Origin of the sequence: Pseudomonas lundensis (genome assembly GCF_002269125.1) — a bacterium.
GTDB lineage: Bacteria > Pseudomonadota > Gammaproteobacteria > Pseudomonadales > Pseudomonadaceae > Aquipseudomonas > Aquipseudomonas lundensis_A.
In genome coordinates this window covers 16,164-33,032 of record NZ_NQKI01000004.1, presented here as the reverse complement: position 1 = coordinate 33,032, position 16,869 = coordinate 16,164, and the positions used below count along the sequence as shown (strand labels likewise).

Genomic DNA, 16,869 nt, shown 5'->3' with positions numbered 1-16,869 from the left:
GGTTGCGTCCCGCGCCGCCTAACGGAGTGTTTATGGTAGTCAAGGTCCTGGTGGTGGATGATTCCGGTTTTTTCCGCCGCCGTGTCTCGGAGATTCTGTCCGCTGACCCGACGATTCAAGTGATCGGCACCGCCACCAATGGCAAAGAGGCGATTGATCAGGCGCTGGCGCTCAAGCCGGACGTGATCACCATGGACTACGAGATGCCGATGATGGACGGCATCACGGCCGTGCGTCACATCATGCAGAAGTGTCCGACCCCGGTGTTGATGTTCTCTTCCCTGACCCATGAAGGTGCCCGCGTTACGCTGGATGCACTGGACGCCGGGGCAGTGGATTTCCTGCCGAAAAATTTCGAAGACATCTCGCGCAACCCCGAGAAGGTCAAGCAATTGCTGTGCGAGAAGGTGCACACCATCTCGCGCAGCAATCGCCGGTTTTCCGGCTATGGCGCTTCGCAGCCGCCAGCGCCGTCGCCTGCACCACGTCCGGCGGTCAGCGGTTTCGCGCCTGCGGCCACGCCTGCGTCCCCGGCACCGACCCGCACCACGCCGATTGCCAGCCGCAGTGCACCGGCGGCAACCCCGACTTCGCCAGCGCCCAAGCGCAAAGCCTACAAACTGGTAGCGATTGGCACCTCCACGGGTGGGCCTGTGGCCTTGCAACGGGTCCTGACCCAACTACCGGGCAACTTCCCGGCGCCCATCGTGCTGGTGCAACACATGCCTGCAGCGTTCACCAAGGCGTTTGCCGAGCGGCTGGACAAGCTGTGTCGTATCAGTGTGAAAGAAGCCGAAGACGGCGATATGTTGCGTCCGGGCCTTGCGCTACTGGCGCCGGGCGGCAAGCAGATGATGATCGACGGCCGTGGCGCGGTACGCATCCTGCCGGGCGATGAGCGTCTGAATTACAAGCCGTGTGTGGACATCACCTTCGGTTCAGCGGCCAAGTCCTACGGCGACAAAGTGCTGGCAGTGGTGTTGACCGGCATGGGGGCCGACGGCCGTGAAGGCGCGCGCTTGCTCAAGCAGGGCGGCAGCAATGTCTGGGCGCAGGACGAGGCCAGTTGTGTGATTTACGGCATGCCCATGGCCATCGTCAAAGCCAACCTGGCGGATGCGGTGTACAGCCTGGATGACATCGGCAAGCACTTGGTCGAGGCGTGTCACTGATGGATGTACTGAGCCTGATCGGCATCATCATGGCCTTCGTGGCCATCATCGGTGGTAACTACCTCGAAGGCGGCCATCTGGGCGCGCTGGCCAATGGCCCGGCGGCCCTGATTGTGCTGGGTGGCACCATCGGCGCCGCGTTGTTGCAGTCGCCGCTGAGCGCGTTCAAGCGCGCCATGCAAACCGTGGTCTGGATTTTCTTCCCGCCGCACATCGATCTGGCTGGCGGCGTGGACCGCGTCGTCAACTGGAGCCTCACGGCGCGTAAAGAAGGCCTGTTGGGGCTGGAAGGCGTGGCAGATGCCGAACCCGACGATTATTCGCGCAAAGGCTTGCAATTGCTGGTTGATGGCGCTGAGCCCGAAGCCATCCGCAGCATTCTGGAAGTCGATTTCATGACCCAGGAGAGCCGCGATATCGAAGCCGCCAAGGTGTTCGAAAGCATGGGCGGCTATGCGCCGACCATCGGCATCATCGGTGCGGTGATGGGCTTGATCCACGTGATGGGCAATCTGGCCGACCCGACGCAGTTGGGCAGCGGTATCGCCGTGGCCTTCGTTGCCACTATCTATGGCGTGGCCAGTGCCAACCTGATTCTGTTGCCCATTGCCAGCAAGCTGAAGTCGATTGCCATGCGCCAGTCGCGTTACCGCGAAATGTTGCTCGAAGGCATTCTGTCGATCGCTGAAGGCGAGAACCCGCGTTCCATTGAGTTGAAGCTTCAGGGCTTCATGGATTAATGGAGAGTTTGCGCTATGTCCCGTCGCCGTCGGCAGCCTGAAGAACACGTCAATCACGAGCGCTGGCTGGTGTCCTATGCGGACTTCATCACCTTGCTGTTCGCGTTTTTCGTGGTCATGTATTCGATCTCTTCGATCAATGAAGGCAAATACAAAATCATCTCCCAGGCACTGGTGGGGGTGTTCAACGATGCCGAACGCACGATGAAGCCGATCCCGATTGGTGAGGAGCGGCCATTGACCACCCAGCCCGCCAAGCCTCTGGTCAAAGACAGCGAGCAGACGGATGCCGGCATCGGGCAGATCACCAGCGACCCGCTGAAAACCATTGCCGATGACATCACCAACGCGTTTGGCGACTTGATTGCGTCCAACCAGTTGACCGTGCGCGGCAATGAGTTGTGGGTCGAGATCGAGCTCAATTCCAGCTTGCTGTTTGGCAGCGGCGATGCGATGCCCAGCGATGTGGCGTTCAGCATCATCGACAAGGTGGCGGCGATCCTCAAACCGTTCGATAACCCGATCCACGTCGAAGGGTTTACGGACGACTTGCCGATCCGTACGGCGCAGTACCCCACCAACTGGGAACTGTCGTCAGCCCGTTCAGCGAGCATCGTGCGCATGCTCGCCATGCAAGGGGTCAACCCGGCCCGCATGGCGTCGGTGGGCTATGGCGAGTTTCAGCCAGTGGCCAATAACGCCACGCCAGAAGGCCGTGCACTGAACCGGCGGGTGGTGCTGGTGGTCTCGCGCAACCTGGATGTGCGCCGCAGCCTGACCGGCACCGGGAGCGCCCATGCCACGCCGGATGCAGCCTTGAAGCGGGCTGGCACACAAACTGCACCGCCGGTATCAACGCCGCCGGTTCGCGGGAATGCCGTCAATTCTCCGTCGCCGGCCCTTTAACTGAATGCCAATTCTCGGCCAGGGTTTTTTGCCGCCGGGAGGAACACGCTAATGAGAGTCTGGGCAGTAGCCAATCAAAAAGGTGGCGTCGGTAAGACCACCACATCCATTGCTCTGGCCGGTTTGCTGGCCGAGGCGGGCAAGCGCGTGGTGGTGGTCGACCTGGACCCCCACGGCTCGATGACCAGTTACTTCGGTTACGACCCCGATGCCCTTGAGCACAGTAATTACGACCTGTTCCTGCACAAGGGGCAGGTGCCGGAAGGCTTGCCGGGGCAACTGTTGCTGCCGACCAGCCATGACCATATTTCGATACTGCCTTCGAGTACGGCGCTGGCTACGCTGGAGCGCCAGTCGCCGGGCCAGAGCGGTCTGGGGCTGGTGATTGCGCGCGCGCTGGCGCAGCTTTGGCAAGACTACGATTACGCGATCATCGACAGCCCGCCGTTGCTGGGGGTGTTGATGGTGAATGCGCTGGCGGCCAGCCAGCAATTGGTGATTCCGGTGCAGACCGAACATTTGGCGGTCAAGGGCCTGGAGCGCATGGTCAATACGCTGGCAATGATTAACCGCTCGCGCAAGCAGGCGCTTCCGTTCAGCATCGTTCCGACCTTGTTCGACCGACGCACCCAGGCATCCATGAGCACCTTGCGGGTGCTGCGCGATTTGTACCCCGACACCATCTGGCAAGGTTACATCCCGGTGGACACGCGCTTGCGCGATGCCAGCCGGGCGGGCCTGGCACCCTCGCAATTTGACCCCAAGAGCCGTGGCGTGGTTGCGTATCGCGCCTTGCTCAAGCATTTGCTCAGCCGCCAGCTTTCACCGCAGGTGGCCTGAGGTGCCCATGCATTCAAGTAACAAAGTGATGCGGCCGATAACCTTCAAAGGTCACGCAAGCGCGTACGGGATGTGGGTCACGTTATGAAGCAACCTGTAATGATTCCTACGCGTCCGCAATTGGCGTTGCAGTCTTACCTCGACGGTTTGTTGCAAGAGGCCACTGAAGAGCTGTTGCTGGTCGAGCTTGAACCGATCATGCCGGTGCCGGTGCCGGTGCCGGTGCCGGTGCCGGTGCCGTTGGCAGAGCCGGTTGAGCGCGATGATTTTGCCGCCGCCGTGCTCGAAGAGCAGGTGCGCGATGCGGTGCCGTTGCGCACGCCTGAGGTTGTGCCTGCCGAGATTGCGCAGGTGGTCGACACGCAAGGCGCTGTGGCCCAGCCGCTGGTCGAGGTGCACCTGCCCGCCACGCCGGGCGGTAACGCGCCGCTGCGCAGCGACGGACGCCCGGCCTGGGCTGCCGAGCCTTTTGAATGCCTGTTGTTCGATGTGGCAGGGCTGACACTGGCCGTGCCGCTGGTGTGCCTGGGGTCGATTTATTCACTGGCCGGTCGTGAGTTGACGCCATTATTCGGCCAGCCTGAATGGTTTCTCGGCATTCTGCCGAGCCAGAGTGGCAACCTCAAAGTGCTCGACACCGCGCGCTGGGTGATGCCCGACCGCTACCGCGACGATTTCCGCGAAGGTTTGCAGTATGTGATTTCGGTTCAGGGTTACGAATGGGGGCTGGCGGTGCATCAGGTCAGCCGTTCGTTGCGCCTGGACCCCAATGAAATTAAATGGCGCACCCAGCGTGGCCAGCGGCCATGGTTGGCGGGCACCGTGATTGAGCACATGTGCGCGCTGCTGGATGTGTCCGAACTGGCCGAGCTGATCGCCAGCGGCGCGGTCAAGCACATGAGCAAAGCGGCGCCCGTGCCACACACATAACACAACATTAACGACCGGGTCTCGGCGCGGTCAGACAGCACACTCGCCGCTTAAGCGGTATTTAGTCAGGGGTTTGGGGTATGAATCAGTCAAGTGCAAAGGCGTCGTCCGAAGATCCGATCCTGCAATGGGTTACCTTCAAGCTGGACAACGAGACCTACGGCATCAACGTGATGCAGGTCCAGGAAGTGTTGCGCTACACCGAAATCGCACCCGTGCCGGGTGCGCCTTCCTACGTGTTGGGCATCATCAACCTGCGCGGCAACGTGGTGACGGTGATTGACACCCGCCAGCGTTTTGGACTGTTGAACGCCGAGATTACTGACAACACGCGCATCGTGATCATTGAAGCCGACAAGCAAGTGGTCGGGATTCTGGTCGACAGCGTGGCGGAAGTGGTTTACCTGCGCCAGTCTGAGATTGAAACAGCGCCGAACGTGGGCAACGAAGAATCCGCCAAGTTTATCCAGGGCGTGTGCAACAAAAACAACGAACTGTTGATTTTGGTTGAGCTGGACAAAATGATGAGCGAAGAAGAATGGTCGGACCTGGAGAACATCTGATTGATGCTTGAGGGAGCGGTACTCGTCCTGGGCTTGTTGTGGTTGCTGACGGTGTGGATGTTCGTGTCCTACGTTCGCGGCCAGCGCCTGATCGCGGCACAACAGGCCGCAGGGGATGCGCTGCGCGATCAGCGCATCAAGGAACTGGGGCGGCGGCTGGACACTTACCAGAACGGCAGCGTGCAAATGGGCGAAGAATTGCATGAACTGCGCGCCGTGGTGGCACCGTTGCCTGAGAAGTTGACCCAGCTGGAACAGCGCGACCCGACCAGCCTGTCGTTTTCCCAGGCGGCGCGTCTGGTGGGCATGGGTGCCAGCATCGACGAACTGACCGAGTCCTGTGGCTTGACCCAGGCAGAGGCTGAGTTGATGAGCAAGATGCACAAAGGCTAGGCGTTCTGGATCTGGCACAGGTTTGCCCCGCGCTCTGCGGGGCAGGCGTGGGTCATTCGGGGGTGATGTCGCGCTCTTGCATGGGCGGGTTCGAATCAAAGCCAGTCGGAAATTTCCCTTTAAGCTGCCAGGCAAAGGCGATGATTTCAGCCAGTGTGCGGTACAACTCTTGCGGGATGCTGTCCCCCAGCTCCATGCGCGCCAGCAGTTTCACCAGCTCGGCATTCTCGTAAATCGGGACTTCATACTCGCGGGCGAGTTTGAGAATGGCTTCGGCCAGTTCGTCGTCGCCCTTGGCGGTGAGGGTCGGTGCCTGTTTGCCGTCATATTTGAGGGCAATCGCCTGACGCGGCGGGTTCGGTGTGCTCATGCGGTTTCGTCCACCCAGCGTTGTTCCAGTGGCCTGTGGTTGCCCTGAGGCGGTGTGCCCTGATGGCAGTCGAGGTCGGTCACGCTCAGGCCAGCGTCGTTCAGGCGCTGGCGCAAGAGGCCGAGTTGGCTTTCGATCAGGTCTGCGGTGAAGGCGTGTTGCGCCCAGAGTTGCCCCGACAGGTTGCCGCGCAACAGTTGCGCCTGCACGTGCAGCGGCCCGAGCGGGGCGAGGTCGAAGGCGAGTTCCACGCGCCACAGCGCGTCTTTGATTTCGCGGGTTTCACGCTTGTCTTCCGGGGCTTGTTCGGGCGGGTCTTCGCGCTGGAATTTCACTTGCAGTGGCACGATGTCGTGGGCGTTGCGCATGGGGATTTCCAGCTGCCAGGTGGTGAGGACGCCGCCGTCCGGGGTGCGACCGCTTTGTTCCAGACTGGAGAGTTGGTGGCTTTGCAGGCGGGAAATGGCGGCCGCCGCCAGTTTTAACAGGCTTTCGAGGCTGTCTTCACCTTCTGCGCTTTGCAGGGTACGGCCAGGCAGCGGGAAGCCGCCCGGTTGGGGCTTGGCACTGACCTGACCGAGCATGCCCAGGGCGTTGCGCACAAAGGTGGGCATGGCTTGGGCCTGTGCGCTGGCGGCCATGCCGGGGTTGAACGCACTGCTGGACGGAATGCCCGGTGCGATCTGGGCAATCAGGCGCAGCAAGGTGGCTTTGAGGTCGGGGGCCAGGCTTTGCGCTTGGCCGCCCAGCAGCTTGGCCTCAAGAAACCCTCCGCTGTTGAGCAAGGCGTCGCTCAGGCCTTTGCCAGTGCTTAATTGCGCGGGTGTGGGCAAGCTGGCGAGCAGTTTGTCGATGGACGCGCGCACGTCGGCGGGTAACGTGTCGCCGGGCGGCAGTTTTTGCAAGGCCGTCAGCAGCCCATCGAGCGAGCCCTGCGCGCGCTGTTGTGTGACCAGGTGTTGCGCAATCGCCAGTTGATCCTGTCGCCCGCTCAGGGGCACGAACGTGAGACTTTGCTCGCCTTGCACCCGGGCCGTCAGCAGGCTGCCGATGCGCAAGGGGTGCGGGCTGTCCAGTGCCAGGGTGGTGCCGCTCAGCGCGGTGTTGAGCAGGGTCACCAGTGAGCGGTAAAGGGCGGGCTGCCCCGTGGGTTGCGGCACGAGTTGAGTGGTCAGCACTTTGCCTTGCAGCAAGGTGCCTACCGGCAGTTGCCCGGTGTCGAGGCGGGTGAGGGTGGCGACACTGCTGCTCAGTGCCTGCTGCACGCTGATGGCCAGGCTGCCGGAGGTCGGTTGGGTGACAGCCAACTGCGTGCCTTGCGGCAAGGGAAACGGGCTGTTGGCTTGCACATGGGTTTGGCGCCCGCCCGCCAGTGTGAGTTTGAGCAACAGTTGAAACGCGAGGTTGTCCTGCTTGAGCGATAGCACTTCGGCCTGGGCGCTTTGGCCGGGGCCAATCAAGCCATCGAGGGGCTGCAACAATTTCAGCAGTTCACCGCCCACCACGCCTGCACGTGTACCGTTTGCCACGGCGGCTGGGAGCGGAGGAATATTCATGTCGCCTTTCATCGTTACAACCTGTCGAAATTGCCCTCTTTAGAGTAGGACATGGCATGTATAATGCCGCCCCGTCGTTCAGAGGGCAGCAAAACTTCAAAATTGTTTGATCCAGCTCTCTGAAACAGGCCGCAAATGCATTTATCCTGCATCACTTTAACGGCCGCGCCTGAGCCGACTTGAACCGTGAAGGCCTCAATTACGTGACCAGCCCTCTTCTAGAAGCCGTAGCGCTCGCCTGTGAGCGTGACTGGCGGATGTTGTTCGAAGACCTCGAATTGCGTCTGGCCAGCGGTGACATGTTGCAAATCAGCGGCCCCAACGGCAGCGGCAAAACCAGCCTGCTGCGCCTGTTGGCCGGATTGATGCAACCGACGGCGGGTGAAATTCGCCTCAATGGCCAGCCTTTGAGCGGCCAGCGCACTGAACTGGCCAGCAACCTGCTGTGGATCGGGCATGCGGCCGGGATCAAAGACCTGCTGACGGCCGAAGAGAACCTCAACTGGCTGTGTGCCTTGCATCGCCCGGCCTCGCGCGATGCCATTTGGGCCGCGCTGGCCGCCGTGGGCCTCAAAGGCTTCGAGGACGTGCCGTGCCACACCTTATCGGCCGGTCAGCAACGGCGTGTCGCGCTGGCCCGCTTGCACCTCGACAGCCCGCCGCTGTGGATCCTCGACGAACCCTTTACCGCGCTCGACAAACAAGGTGTCGCCCAGCTTGAAGAGCATCTGGCCCGTCACTGTGAGCAGGGCGGCATGGTGGTGCTCACCACGCACCACACCTTGAGCCGCCTGCCTGCCGGGTATCGCGACATAGATTTGGGGCGTTGGGCCGTATGAGTGTGTTTGCTGTGCTGGTGGCGCGCGAGGCGCGCCTGTTATTCCGTCGTCCGGCTGAACTGGCCAACCCGCTGGTGTTCTTCGCCATCGTGATTGCCATGTTCCCGTTGGCGGTCGGACCCGAGACTCAATTGTTGCAAACCTTGTCTCCGGGGCTGCTCTGGGTGGCTGCCCTTTTATCGGTCCTGCTCTCGCTGGACGGGCTTTTCCGCAGCGATTTCGAAGACGGATCGCTGGAGCAGTGGGTCCTTTCGTCGCACCCCCTTGCTCTACTGGTGTTGGCCAAAGTACTGGCACACTGGGCGTTTTCCGGATTGGCGCTGGTGATTCTCTCACCCGTGCTGGCCTTGATGCTGGGGTTGCCGGTGGCGTGTCTGCCGGTATTGCTGATGTCGTTGTTGCTTGGCACGCCGGTCCTGAGTTTGCTCGGTGCCGTCGGCGCTGCACTGACGGTGGGTCTCAAACGGGGCGGTCTGTTGCTCGCGTTGTTGATCCTGCCCCTCTATATCCCGGTGCTGATTCTGGGCAGTGGCGCTTTGCAGGCGGCACTCCAGGGGATGCCCGCGACCGGTTATCTGCTGTGGCTGGGCAGCCTGACGGCCCTGGCAGTAACCCTGACACCGTTTGCGATAGCGGCCGGCCTGAAAATCAGCGTCGGCGAATAATGAGGTCTGGCCATTCATTGGCCAGTAAAGACCCTGGCTGGGATGGCACTCAACCTGCCGTGACCGGCACCGTGATGGAAACAGCGTGATGAACTGGACTTGGTTTCACAAACTCGGCTCGCCCAAATGGTTCTATGCCATCAGCGCACGCCTGCTGCCGTGGTTGAGCATCGCCGCCGTGCTGCTGATCGTAAGTGGTGTGGTGTGGGGGCTGGCCTTCGCGCCACCGGACTACCAGCAAGGCAATAGCTTTCGCATCATCTACATCCATGTGCCCGCCGCGATGCTGGCCCAGTCCTGCTACGTGATGCTGGCGGTCTGCGGCGTGGTGGGCCTGGTATGGAAGATGAAAATCGCCGATGTCGCGTTGCAGGCCGCCGCCCCGGTGGGCGCCTGGATGACCGCGGTGGCGCTGGTGACTGGCGCGGTCTGGGGCAAGCCGACCTGGGGCTCTTGGTGGGTGTGGGATGCGCGCCTGACCTCAATGCTGATCCTGCTGTTTCTGTATTTCGGCCTGATTGCCCTGGGCAATGCCATCACCAATCGTGACAGCGCAGCCAAGGCCTGCGCCGTGCTGGCGATTGTCGGCGTGATCAATATCCCGATCATCAAATACTCGGTGGAGTGGTGGAACACCCTGCACCAGGGGGCGACGTTCACCCTCACCGAAAAACCGGCGATGCCCATGGAAATGTGGCTGCCACTGCTACTGACCGTGGTGGGGTTTTATTGTTTCTTTGGCGCCGTGGTGCTGCTGCGCATGCGTCTGGACGTGCTCAAGCGCGAAGCCCGCACCCATTGGGCCAAAGCTGAAGTGTTGAAAGCGCTGGAGGGTGCGCGATGAGTTTTGCTTCTTTTGGCGACTTTATCGCCATGGGCCATCACGGTGTGTATGTCTGGACCTCTTATGGCATTTGCCTGGCGGTACTGGCGCTGAACGTGGCGTTGCCGATCATGGCGCGTCGGCGTTATCTGCAACAAGAGGCGCGTCGTCTGCGCCGGGAGAACACGAAGTGAATCCGCTGCGTAAAAAACGTTTGATCATCATTCTGGCGATTCTGGTCGGTGTCGGCGCTGCCGTGGCCTTGGCCTTGAGCGCCTTGCAGCAGAACATCAACCTGTTTTATACCCCGACCCAGATTGCCAATGGCGAAGCACCGCTGGACACGCGCATCCGTGCGGGTGGCATGGTGCAGGACGGCTCGCTGAAACGCTCCGGCGATTCGCTGGACGTCGAATTCGTGGTGACCGATTTCAACAAGTCAGTGACCATTCAATACCGCGGCATCCTGCCGGATCTGTTCCGTGAAGGGCAGGGCATCGTGGCGCTGGGCAAGCTCAACGCCCAGGGCGTGGTGGTGGCGGATGAAGTGCTGGCCAAACACGATGAAAAATACATGCCGCCTGAAGTGACCAAGGCGTTGAACGAAAGCGGTCAATCCGCGCCTGCACCGGCCAACGAGGTTAAGTGATGACGTTCGGACTGTTTATTCCGGAATTGGGCCAGTTGGCCATGATTCTGGCACTGTGCATTGCCATCGTGCAGGCCATCGTGCCGCTGCTCGGGGCGTGGCGTGGTGACAAGTTGTGGATGAGTCTGGCGCAGCCAGCGGCCTGGGGCCAGTTCGCCTTTTTGCTGTTTGCCTTTGGCTGCCTGACCTGGTCGTTCATGGCCGATGATTTCTCGGTGGCGTACGTGGCCAGCAACTCCAACAGCGCGCTGCCGTGGTACTACAAATTCAGCGCGGTGTGGGGCGCCCACGAGGGTTCGCTGCTGTTGTGGGCGATGATTCTCGGTGGCTGGACCTTCGCCGTGTCGATCTTCTCGCGCCAGTTGCCGCACGTGATGCTGGCGCGGGTGCTGTCGATCATGGGCATGATCAGCGTCGGTTTCCTGCTGTTTCTGATCCTGACCTCCAACCCGTTCACCCGCCTGCTGCCGCAAATGCCGGCCAACGGCAATGACCTCAACCCGTTGTTGCAAGACATCGGCCTGATCGTGCACCCGCCGATGTTGTACATGGGCTACGTGGGCTTTTCGGTGGCCTTTGCATTTGCTATTGCTGCCTTGCTGGGCGGGCGACTGGATGCAGCCTGGGCGCGCTGGTCGCGGCCGTGGACCATTGTGGCGTGGGCGTTCCTGGGCATCGGCATCACCTTGGGCTCGTGGTGGGCTTATTACGAGCTTGGCTGGGGTGGCTGGTGGTTCTGGGACCCGGTGGAAAACGCCTCGTTCATGCCTTGGCTGGTTGGCACGGCACTGATTCACTCGTTGGCCGTGACTGAAAAACGCGGCGTATTCAAAAGCTGGACCGTGTTGCTGGCCATTGCTGCATTCTCCTTGAGCTTGCTGGGCACGTTCCTGGTGCGTTCGGGTGTGCTGACGTCGGTTCACGCGTTCGCCTCGGACCCTGAGCGCGGGGTATTCATCCTGATCTTCCTGCTGTTTGTGGTGGGCGGCTCGTTGACGCTGTTTGCATTGCGCGCGCCGGTGGTCAAGAGCCAGGTCGGCTTCAACCTGTGGTCCCGTGAAACGCTGTTACTGGGCAACAACCTGATTCTGGTGGTGGCAGCGTCGATGATTCTGTTGGGTACGCTGTACCCGATGGTGCTCGATGCCCTGACTGGCGCCAAGATGTCGGTCGGCCCGCCGTATTTCGATGCGCTGTTTATCCCGTTGATGGCGGTGTTGATGGTGGTGATGGCGGTGGGCGTGCTGGTGCGCTGGAAAGACACGCCGGTCAAGTGGCTGCTGGGCATGCTGACCCCGGTGCTGCTGGGCAGTGCGGCGTTGTCAGCGATTGCCGGTGTGGCGTATGGCGATTTCAACTGGGCAGTCATGACCACCTTTATGCTGGCCTCGTGGGTACTGTTGGCCGGGGTGCGCGACATTGGCGACAAAACCCGCCACAAAGGGCTGTTCAAAGGCCTGCGCAGCCTGACCCGCAGTTATTGGGGCATGCAGATTGCGCACCTGGGCATTGCTGTATGTGCCATTGGCGTGGTGTTGTCGAGCCAGAACAGTGCCGAGCGCGACCTGCGTTTGGCGCCGGGCGAGTCCATGGAGCTGGGCGGTTATCACTTCATTTTTGAAGGTGCCCAGCATTATCAGGGCCCGAACTTCACTTCGGACAAAGGCACCGTGCGCGTGGTGCGCAATGGCAAGGAAGTCAGCGTATTGCACCCGGAAAAACGCCTGTACACCGTGCAGTCGTCGATGATGACTGAGGCCGGTATCGATGCCGGTTTCACCCGCGACCTGTATGTGGCGCTGGGTGAACCCTTGGGTGATGGCGCGTGGGCTGTGCGGGTTCATGTCAAACCGTTTGTGCGCTGGATCTGGCTGGGTGGCTTGCTCACCGGGTTTGGCGGGTTGCTGGCGGCGTTGGATCGCCGTTATCGGGTCAAGGTGAAAAGCCGCGTGCGAGAAGCGCTGGGCATGACAGGAGCCACCGCATGAGACGCTGGTTGATGCTGATTCCGCTGGCCATTTTTCTGGCCATGGCGGGTTTCCTCTATAAAGGGTTGTACTTGGACCCGACCGAGTTGCCGTCAACCCTGATCGGCAAGCCGTTTCCGGCGTTCAGTCTGCCCTCGGTCGAGGGTGACAAAACCCTCACCGAAGCCGACCTCAAAGGCAAGCCGGCACTGGTCAACGTCTGGGCCACGTGGTGCATTTCATGCCGTGTCGAGCACCCGGTGCTGACCAAACTGGCCGCCCAGGGTGTGGTGATCCATGGGGTTAACTACAAGGACGTCAACGCCGATGCGCAAAAGTGGCTCAAGGAATTCCACAACCCGTATCAACTGGACATCAATGACGAAGCCGGTTCGCTAGGTCTGAATTTGGGCGTGTACGGCGCCCCGGAAACGTTCCTGATCGACAGCCAGGGCATCATTCGTCACAAGTTCGTCGGCGTGATCGACGAAACCGTGTGGCGTGAACAACTGGCGGGCAAATACCAGGCGCTGGTCGACGAGGCTAAACCATGAAGCGCTGGTTTGCGGCCCTGGTCTTTGGCCTGACCCTGACAGGGGTGGCCCAGGCGGCCATCGACACCTATGAGTTCAAGAACGACGCCGAGCGCGACCGTTTTCGCGAGTTGACCAAAGAGCTGCGTTGCCCCAAGTGCCAGAATCAGGACATTGCCGATTCGAACGCACCCATTGCCACCGACTTGCGGCGCGAGATTTTCCGCATGCTGGGCGAGGGCAAGGACAACCAGCAAATCATCGACTTCATGGTCGACCGCTACGGCGATTTCGTGCGTTACAAACCGGCGCTGACCGGCAAGACCGCGATCCTGTGGTTCGGGCCGCTGGTCTTGCTGCTGGGCGGGTTTGTGGTCATCGGCGTGATCGTAGGGCGCCGTCGCACCCGCCGCGCCACCCGCACGGACACCCTTTCTGCCGAGGAGCGTCAGCGCCTCGACACTTTGCTGGATAAAACCAAAGATGATTGATTTCTGGCTTGCAGCCGGTTTGCTGCTACTGATCGCCCTCAGCTTTATCTTGATCCCCGTCTTGCGCGCTCGCCGCGCCCAGCGTGAAGAAGACCGCACTGCACTCAACGTCGCGCTGTATCAGGAGCGTGTGGCCGAGTTGCAGGCGCAACGCGATGACGGCGTGTTGACCGACGCGCAATTGGAGGCAGGCCGGGCGGAAGCTGCGCGTGAACTGTTGGCCGACACGGAAGGTGCTGCTCCGGCGCGGGTGTCCAGCCTCGGTAAATTGGTGCCCCTGCTGGCTGCCTTCATGGTGCCGGTGCTGGGCGTGGCGCTGTACATGCATTATGGCGCGAGCGACAAGGTCGAGCTGACCCGTGAGTTTGCCCAGCCGCCGCAGTCCCTTGACGAAATGGTGGCCCGCCTGGAGCGTGCTGCGGTCGCGCAGCCCGAATCGGCCGAAGGCCTGTACTTCCTCGGTCGTGCTTACATGGCGCAAAACCGTCCGGCCGATGCCGCCAAGGTGTTTGAGCGCACCGTAGCGGTGGCCGGTCGCCAGCCTGAACTGCTGGGGCAGTGGGCACAGGCGCAGTACTTTGCCGACAACAAGCAGTGGAGCGACAAGACCCAGGCATTGACCGATGAAGCGCTGAAGGCGGACCCCAAGGAAGTCACCAGCCTTGGGCTGCTGGGCATCGCGGCGTTTGAAGCCAGGCGCTATCAGGAGGCCATTGGCTACTGGCAGCGGCTGATGAACGAACTGCCTGAAGGCGATGCATCCCGCGCCGCCCTGGAAGGCGGCATTCAGAAAGCCCGCGAGCAGTTGCAGGCCAGTGGCGAGAAGGTTGAAGCGGCACCTGTTGCCAAGGCCGAAGTGTCGATCAACGTCAGCGTGGACTTGGCCGACGCGGTGAAAGCCCGTGTGCTGCCCACCGACAGCGTGTTCATTTTCGCCCGTGCCGTGACCGGACCGCCCGCGCCATTGGCGGTCAAGCGGGTGACGGTTGCTGATTTGCCGATCACCGTGGCGCTGGGTGACAGCGACGCGATGATGCCGCAATTGAAACTGTCGAACTTTCCTGAAGTCCAACTGGTTGCGCGCGTCTCTCGTGCTGGCCAACCGACAGCAGGCGAATGGGCCGGGCGCAGCAAACCGCTGTCCAGCAGCACCACTGCGCTGCAACAGCTGATCATCGACAGCCCGGACCAGTAGCCGGTCCACATTGTCCCCGCGGGCACGCGCGCGCATCGCGAAGCACCTGCGCGCCGGCGGGGACAATTAACGACAAGAGAACACCGTATGAGACCGCTTGCCCGCATCACCCTGCTCAGTTTCGCCTTAGGCCTGAGCGCCTGTGCGGTTCATCAGCCTTCGGATCAGCAGGCTCCAACCGCGCCTGCGCGCGTGCCGCAGCCGTCATCGCCCGCGGCAAAGCCGTTGCCCGACATGCCGATTCCCAAGCCGCCAAAACCGCTGCCGCGGACGTCGGCCACTTTTGCTCCGCCACCGGGCGGGCCAAGCCATTGGGATGCGCGTTTGGGGGTGTATGTCTTGGATGCTCAGCCGAACACGTTCTATCGCCAGCGCACGTACTACCGCTGGAGCAACGGCTGGAGCCGTTCTGTCAGCCCGAACGGGCCGTGGGAAGAGACCGACATCAGCGGCGTGCCGCCGGGGTTGAGCCGGCAGTTCAAGTAAGTTGAACGGCGACCTGCACAGGTCGCCGTTTTTTATGGCGCGTCGTTAAAACGCGGCTTTGCCCACCGATGCACCGCCGTCAACGAACAGGGTTTGGCCCGTGATATAGCCACTGTTTTCAGACAGCAAAAACGCAATCGCAGAGGCAATCTCGTGGGGTTGGCCCAGGCGCGCCATGGGTACGCCTGCCAGATAACGGGCTTCGCCTTCGGACCCCGGCGGGTTGTTGGCGCGGAACAGCTCGGTTTCGGTCGGGCCGGGTGCTACGGCGTTGACGGTGATCCCGGTTTGCGCCAGTTCCAGCGACCACGAGCGGGTGAAACTGACCAGCGCGGCCTTGGCTGCCGCATAGGCCGTGCGCTGCGTGATGCCCAGCACGGTCAAGCTGGAAATGTTCACGATACGTCCCCAACCCCGGGTGCGCATGCCTGGCAGCAGGGCTTGAGTGGCTTGTAAAGCCGAATGCAGGTTGACCCGCATGACGTCGTCGAAGGCTTCCAGATCAATCTCGCCCAACGCCTGCGGGCACACCAGCCCGACGTTGTTAACCAGCCCGTCAAATGCAAAGCGTTCGCTCAGTTCGGCCAGGACCTGCGCACTGCGCGCACGGTCCGCCAAGTCCAGCGCCACCAGCGTGCCGGGGAAGGAAGGGTCGTCGGCATGGCGCGCAATGCCGACGACGGTGTGGCCTGCTTCTGACAGATAAATCGCCAGCGCGCGTCCGATTCCTTTACTGGCGGCGGTGATGAGAAAGGTACGTGCGGTCATGCTGAACTCCAGAGTGAAAACTGGCGGGGATAATACCTTGTCACGTGGGGCGCGAGATTCTATGTTGCGGGCTACCCGACCCAGCACCCGTGCGGGCACTGCCATGGGGGTGCGTATTTGACAGGAGTTGCGTGTGAATCAATTCGAATTCAAGCAAGTGGATGTGTTCAGCAGCAGTGCGCTCAAGGGCAACCCCGTGGCCGTGGTGTTAAACGCCGACGGCCTGAGTGATGCACAGATGGCGGACTTTGCCCGCTGGACCAACCTCAGTGAAACCACCTTCGTACTCAAACCGCGCAACCCATTGGCCGATTATCGCTTGCGCATCTTCACCACCCTGCGCGAATTACCCTTTGCCGGGCACCCGACGTTGGGCAGTTGCCATGCCTGGCTTGAAGCCGGGGGGCAGCCCAAGGCACAAGAGATTGTCCAGGAATGCAGCGCCGGCCTGATCGGCATTCGGCGCGAGGCTGGACAACTGGCCTTCAAGGCGCCGCCCTTGTTGCGCAGCGGGCCGGTGGATGAGGCTCTGATGCAGCGCATCTGCTCGGGTTTGCGGATTGAACCGCAGGCGGTGGTGCGCGCGAATTGGGTCGACAATGGGCCGGAATGGGTGGCCATCATGCTGCGCGACCGGGCGCAGGTGCTGGCTTTGGAGCCGGACTACCCGCAACTGTTGGGGCTGGCTTTGGGGGTGATTGCGCCGTGGGACAGCGAGAAGGACGGCGATGACGCTCATTTTGAAGTGCGTGCCTTTATCGCCGGGGACGGTATGCAGGAAGACCCGGTCACCGGCAGCCTGAACGCCGGTCTGGCGCAGTGGCTGATGGCCGAAGGGCTGGCGCCGGAGCGTTATGTGGTGAGCCAGGGCACCGCGATGGCCCGGGCGGGCCGTGTCGCTATTGAGCGCGTCGGTGCAGATATTTGGGTGGGCGGCGCTGCCGTGACGTGCATCTCGGGCCGCCTGGCGCTTTAAGCACAAG

Annotated in this window: 21 protein-coding genes; 18 read left to right on the top strand and 3 right to left on the bottom strand. The window is 61.6% G+C overall.

Going from position 1 to position 16,869, the window contains the following annotated elements; genetic code table 11:
- Positions 1-32: 32 nt before the first annotated feature.
- From CJF39_RS04060 to CJF39_RS04030, 7 genes are all read left to right on the top strand, one after another.
- The gene (locus CJF39_RS04060) at positions 33-1,172 is read left to right on the top strand and encodes a protein-glutamate methylesterase/protein-glutamine glutaminase (protein ID WP_094992266.1); all 1,140 of its coding nucleotides are present in this window, start codon (positions 33-35) and stop codon (positions 1,170-1,172) included.
- Entirely contained in the window at positions 1,172-1,912 is a 741-nt protein-coding gene (locus CJF39_RS04055; RefSeq protein ID WP_094992265.1) for a flagellar motor protein, read from the top strand. The genes CJF39_RS04060 and CJF39_RS04055 overlap by 1 nt, the downstream gene beginning before the upstream one ends.
- Before the next feature lie 15 nt (positions 1,913-1,927).
- Complete coding sequence (motD, locus tag CJF39_RS04050) at positions 1,928-2,818, top strand: flagellar motor protein MotD (RefSeq protein WP_094992264.1); 891 nt, start codon at positions 1,928-1,930, stop codon at positions 2,816-2,818.
- A 51-nt stretch (positions 2,819-2,869) separates the two neighbouring features.
- Positions 2,870-3,658 (top strand): ParA family protein, encoded by a 789-nt coding sequence (locus CJF39_RS04045; RefSeq protein WP_094992263.1) that lies wholly within the window; start codon positions 2,870-2,872, stop codon positions 3,656-3,658.
- A gap of 84 nt (positions 3,659-3,742) precedes the next feature.
- Positions 3,743-4,588: a CheW domain-containing protein gene (locus CJF39_RS04040; protein WP_094992262.1), complete on the top strand. Its 846-nt coding sequence runs from the start codon at positions 3,743-3,745 to the stop codon at positions 4,586-4,588.
- Between the two features lie 80 nt (positions 4,589-4,668).
- Positions 4,669-5,151: a chemotaxis protein CheW gene (locus CJF39_RS04035; RefSeq protein WP_094992261.1), complete on the top strand. Its 483-nt coding sequence runs from the start codon at positions 4,669-4,671 to the stop codon at positions 5,149-5,151.
- Positions 5,152-5,544 (top strand): DUF2802 domain-containing protein, encoded by a 393-nt coding sequence (locus CJF39_RS04030; protein ID WP_094992260.1) that lies wholly within the window; start codon positions 5,152-5,154, stop codon positions 5,542-5,544.
- Between the two features lie 52 nt (positions 5,545-5,596).
- Here CJF39_RS04030 and CJF39_RS04025 read toward each other — a convergent pair whose 3' ends face one another.
- Positions 5,597-5,914, bottom strand: coding sequence for an EscU/YscU/HrcU family type III secretion system export apparatus switch protein (locus CJF39_RS04025; RefSeq protein ID WP_094992259.1), 318 nt, complete (start codon positions 5,912-5,914; stop codon positions 5,597-5,599).
- Positions 5,911-7,482 carry a flagellar hook-length control protein FliK gene (locus tag CJF39_RS04020; protein WP_094992258.1) on the bottom strand — a complete coding sequence of 524 codons (1,572 nt, stop codon included), beginning with the start codon at positions 7,480-7,482 and terminating at the stop codon, positions 5,911-5,913. Before CJF39_RS04020 ends, CJF39_RS04025 begins: the two co-directional genes overlap by 4 nt.
- Positions 7,483-7,727: 245 nt before the next feature.
- Between CJF39_RS04020 and ccmA the strand changes: the two genes are divergently transcribed.
- The 10 genes from ccmA to CJF39_RS03970 all read left to right on the top strand — a co-directional run bounded on the left by ccmA (position 7,728) and on the right by CJF39_RS03970 (position 15,118).
- Entirely contained in the window at positions 7,728-8,309 is a 582-nt protein-coding gene (gene ccmA / locus CJF39_RS04015; protein WP_249275317.1) for a cytochrome c biogenesis heme-transporting ATPase CcmA, read from the top strand.
- Positions 8,306-8,974 carry a heme exporter protein CcmB gene (ccmB, locus tag CJF39_RS04010; RefSeq protein ID WP_094992257.1) on the top strand — a complete coding sequence of 223 codons (669 nt, stop codon included), beginning with the start codon at positions 8,306-8,308 and terminating at the stop codon, positions 8,972-8,974. Before ccmA ends, ccmB begins: the two co-directional genes overlap by 4 nt.
- A gap of 85 nt (positions 8,975-9,059) precedes the next feature.
- Positions 9,060-9,818, top strand: coding sequence for a heme ABC transporter permease (locus CJF39_RS04005; protein WP_169963493.1), 759 nt, complete (start codon positions 9,060-9,062; stop codon positions 9,816-9,818).
- Positions 9,815-9,991 carry a heme exporter protein CcmD gene (gene ccmD, locus CJF39_RS04000; protein ID WP_094992255.1) on the top strand — a complete coding sequence of 59 codons (177 nt, stop codon included), beginning with the start codon at positions 9,815-9,817 and terminating at the stop codon, positions 9,989-9,991. Before CJF39_RS04005 ends, ccmD begins: the two co-directional genes overlap by 4 nt.
- Positions 9,988-10,446, top strand: a complete 459-nt coding sequence (gene ccmE, locus CJF39_RS03995) for a cytochrome c maturation protein CcmE (RefSeq protein ID WP_094992254.1) — start codon at positions 9,988-9,990, stop codon at positions 10,444-10,446. The genes ccmD and ccmE overlap by 4 nt, the downstream gene beginning before the upstream one ends.
- The gene (locus tag CJF39_RS03990) at positions 10,446-12,434 is read left to right on the top strand and encodes a heme lyase CcmF/NrfE family subunit (protein ID WP_094992253.1); all 1,989 of its coding nucleotides are present in this window, start codon (positions 10,446-10,448) and stop codon (positions 12,432-12,434) included. The genes ccmE and CJF39_RS03990 overlap by 1 nt, the downstream gene beginning before the upstream one ends.
- On the top strand, positions 12,431-12,967 hold the full coding sequence (locus tag CJF39_RS03985; RefSeq protein ID WP_094992252.1) for a DsbE family thiol:disulfide interchange protein: 537 nt from the start codon (positions 12,431-12,433) through the stop codon (positions 12,965-12,967). The genes CJF39_RS03990 and CJF39_RS03985 overlap by 4 nt, the downstream gene beginning before the upstream one ends.
- Entirely contained in the window at positions 12,964-13,437 is a 474-nt protein-coding gene (locus CJF39_RS03980; RefSeq protein ID WP_094992251.1) for a cytochrome c-type biogenesis protein, read from the top strand. Before CJF39_RS03985 ends, CJF39_RS03980 begins: the two co-directional genes overlap by 4 nt.
- The gene (gene ccmI / locus CJF39_RS03975) at positions 13,430-14,632 is read left to right on the top strand and encodes a c-type cytochrome biogenesis protein CcmI (RefSeq protein WP_094992250.1); all 1,203 of its coding nucleotides are present in this window, start codon (positions 13,430-13,432) and stop codon (positions 14,630-14,632) included. The genes CJF39_RS03980 and ccmI overlap by 8 nt, the downstream gene beginning before the upstream one ends.
- An 87-nt stretch (positions 14,633-14,719) precedes the next feature.
- Complete coding sequence (locus CJF39_RS03970; RefSeq protein WP_094992249.1) at positions 14,720-15,118, top strand: hypothetical protein; 399 nt, start codon at positions 14,720-14,722, stop codon at positions 15,116-15,118.
- Between the two features lie 45 nt (positions 15,119-15,163).
- On the opposite strand, the gene CJF39_RS03965 is transcribed toward CJF39_RS03970, so the two are convergent.
- Positions 15,164-15,886, bottom strand: coding sequence for an SDR family oxidoreductase (locus CJF39_RS03965; RefSeq protein ID WP_094992248.1), 723 nt, complete (start codon positions 15,884-15,886; stop codon positions 15,164-15,166).
- Positions 15,887-16,019: 133 nt separating this feature from the next.
- On the opposite strand from CJF39_RS03965, the gene CJF39_RS03960 reads away from it, so the two are divergent.
- Positions 16,020-16,862 (top strand): PhzF family phenazine biosynthesis protein, encoded by an 843-nt coding sequence (locus CJF39_RS03960; RefSeq protein WP_094992247.1) that lies wholly within the window; start codon positions 16,020-16,022, stop codon positions 16,860-16,862.
- Positions 16,863-16,869 lie beyond the last annotated feature (7 nt).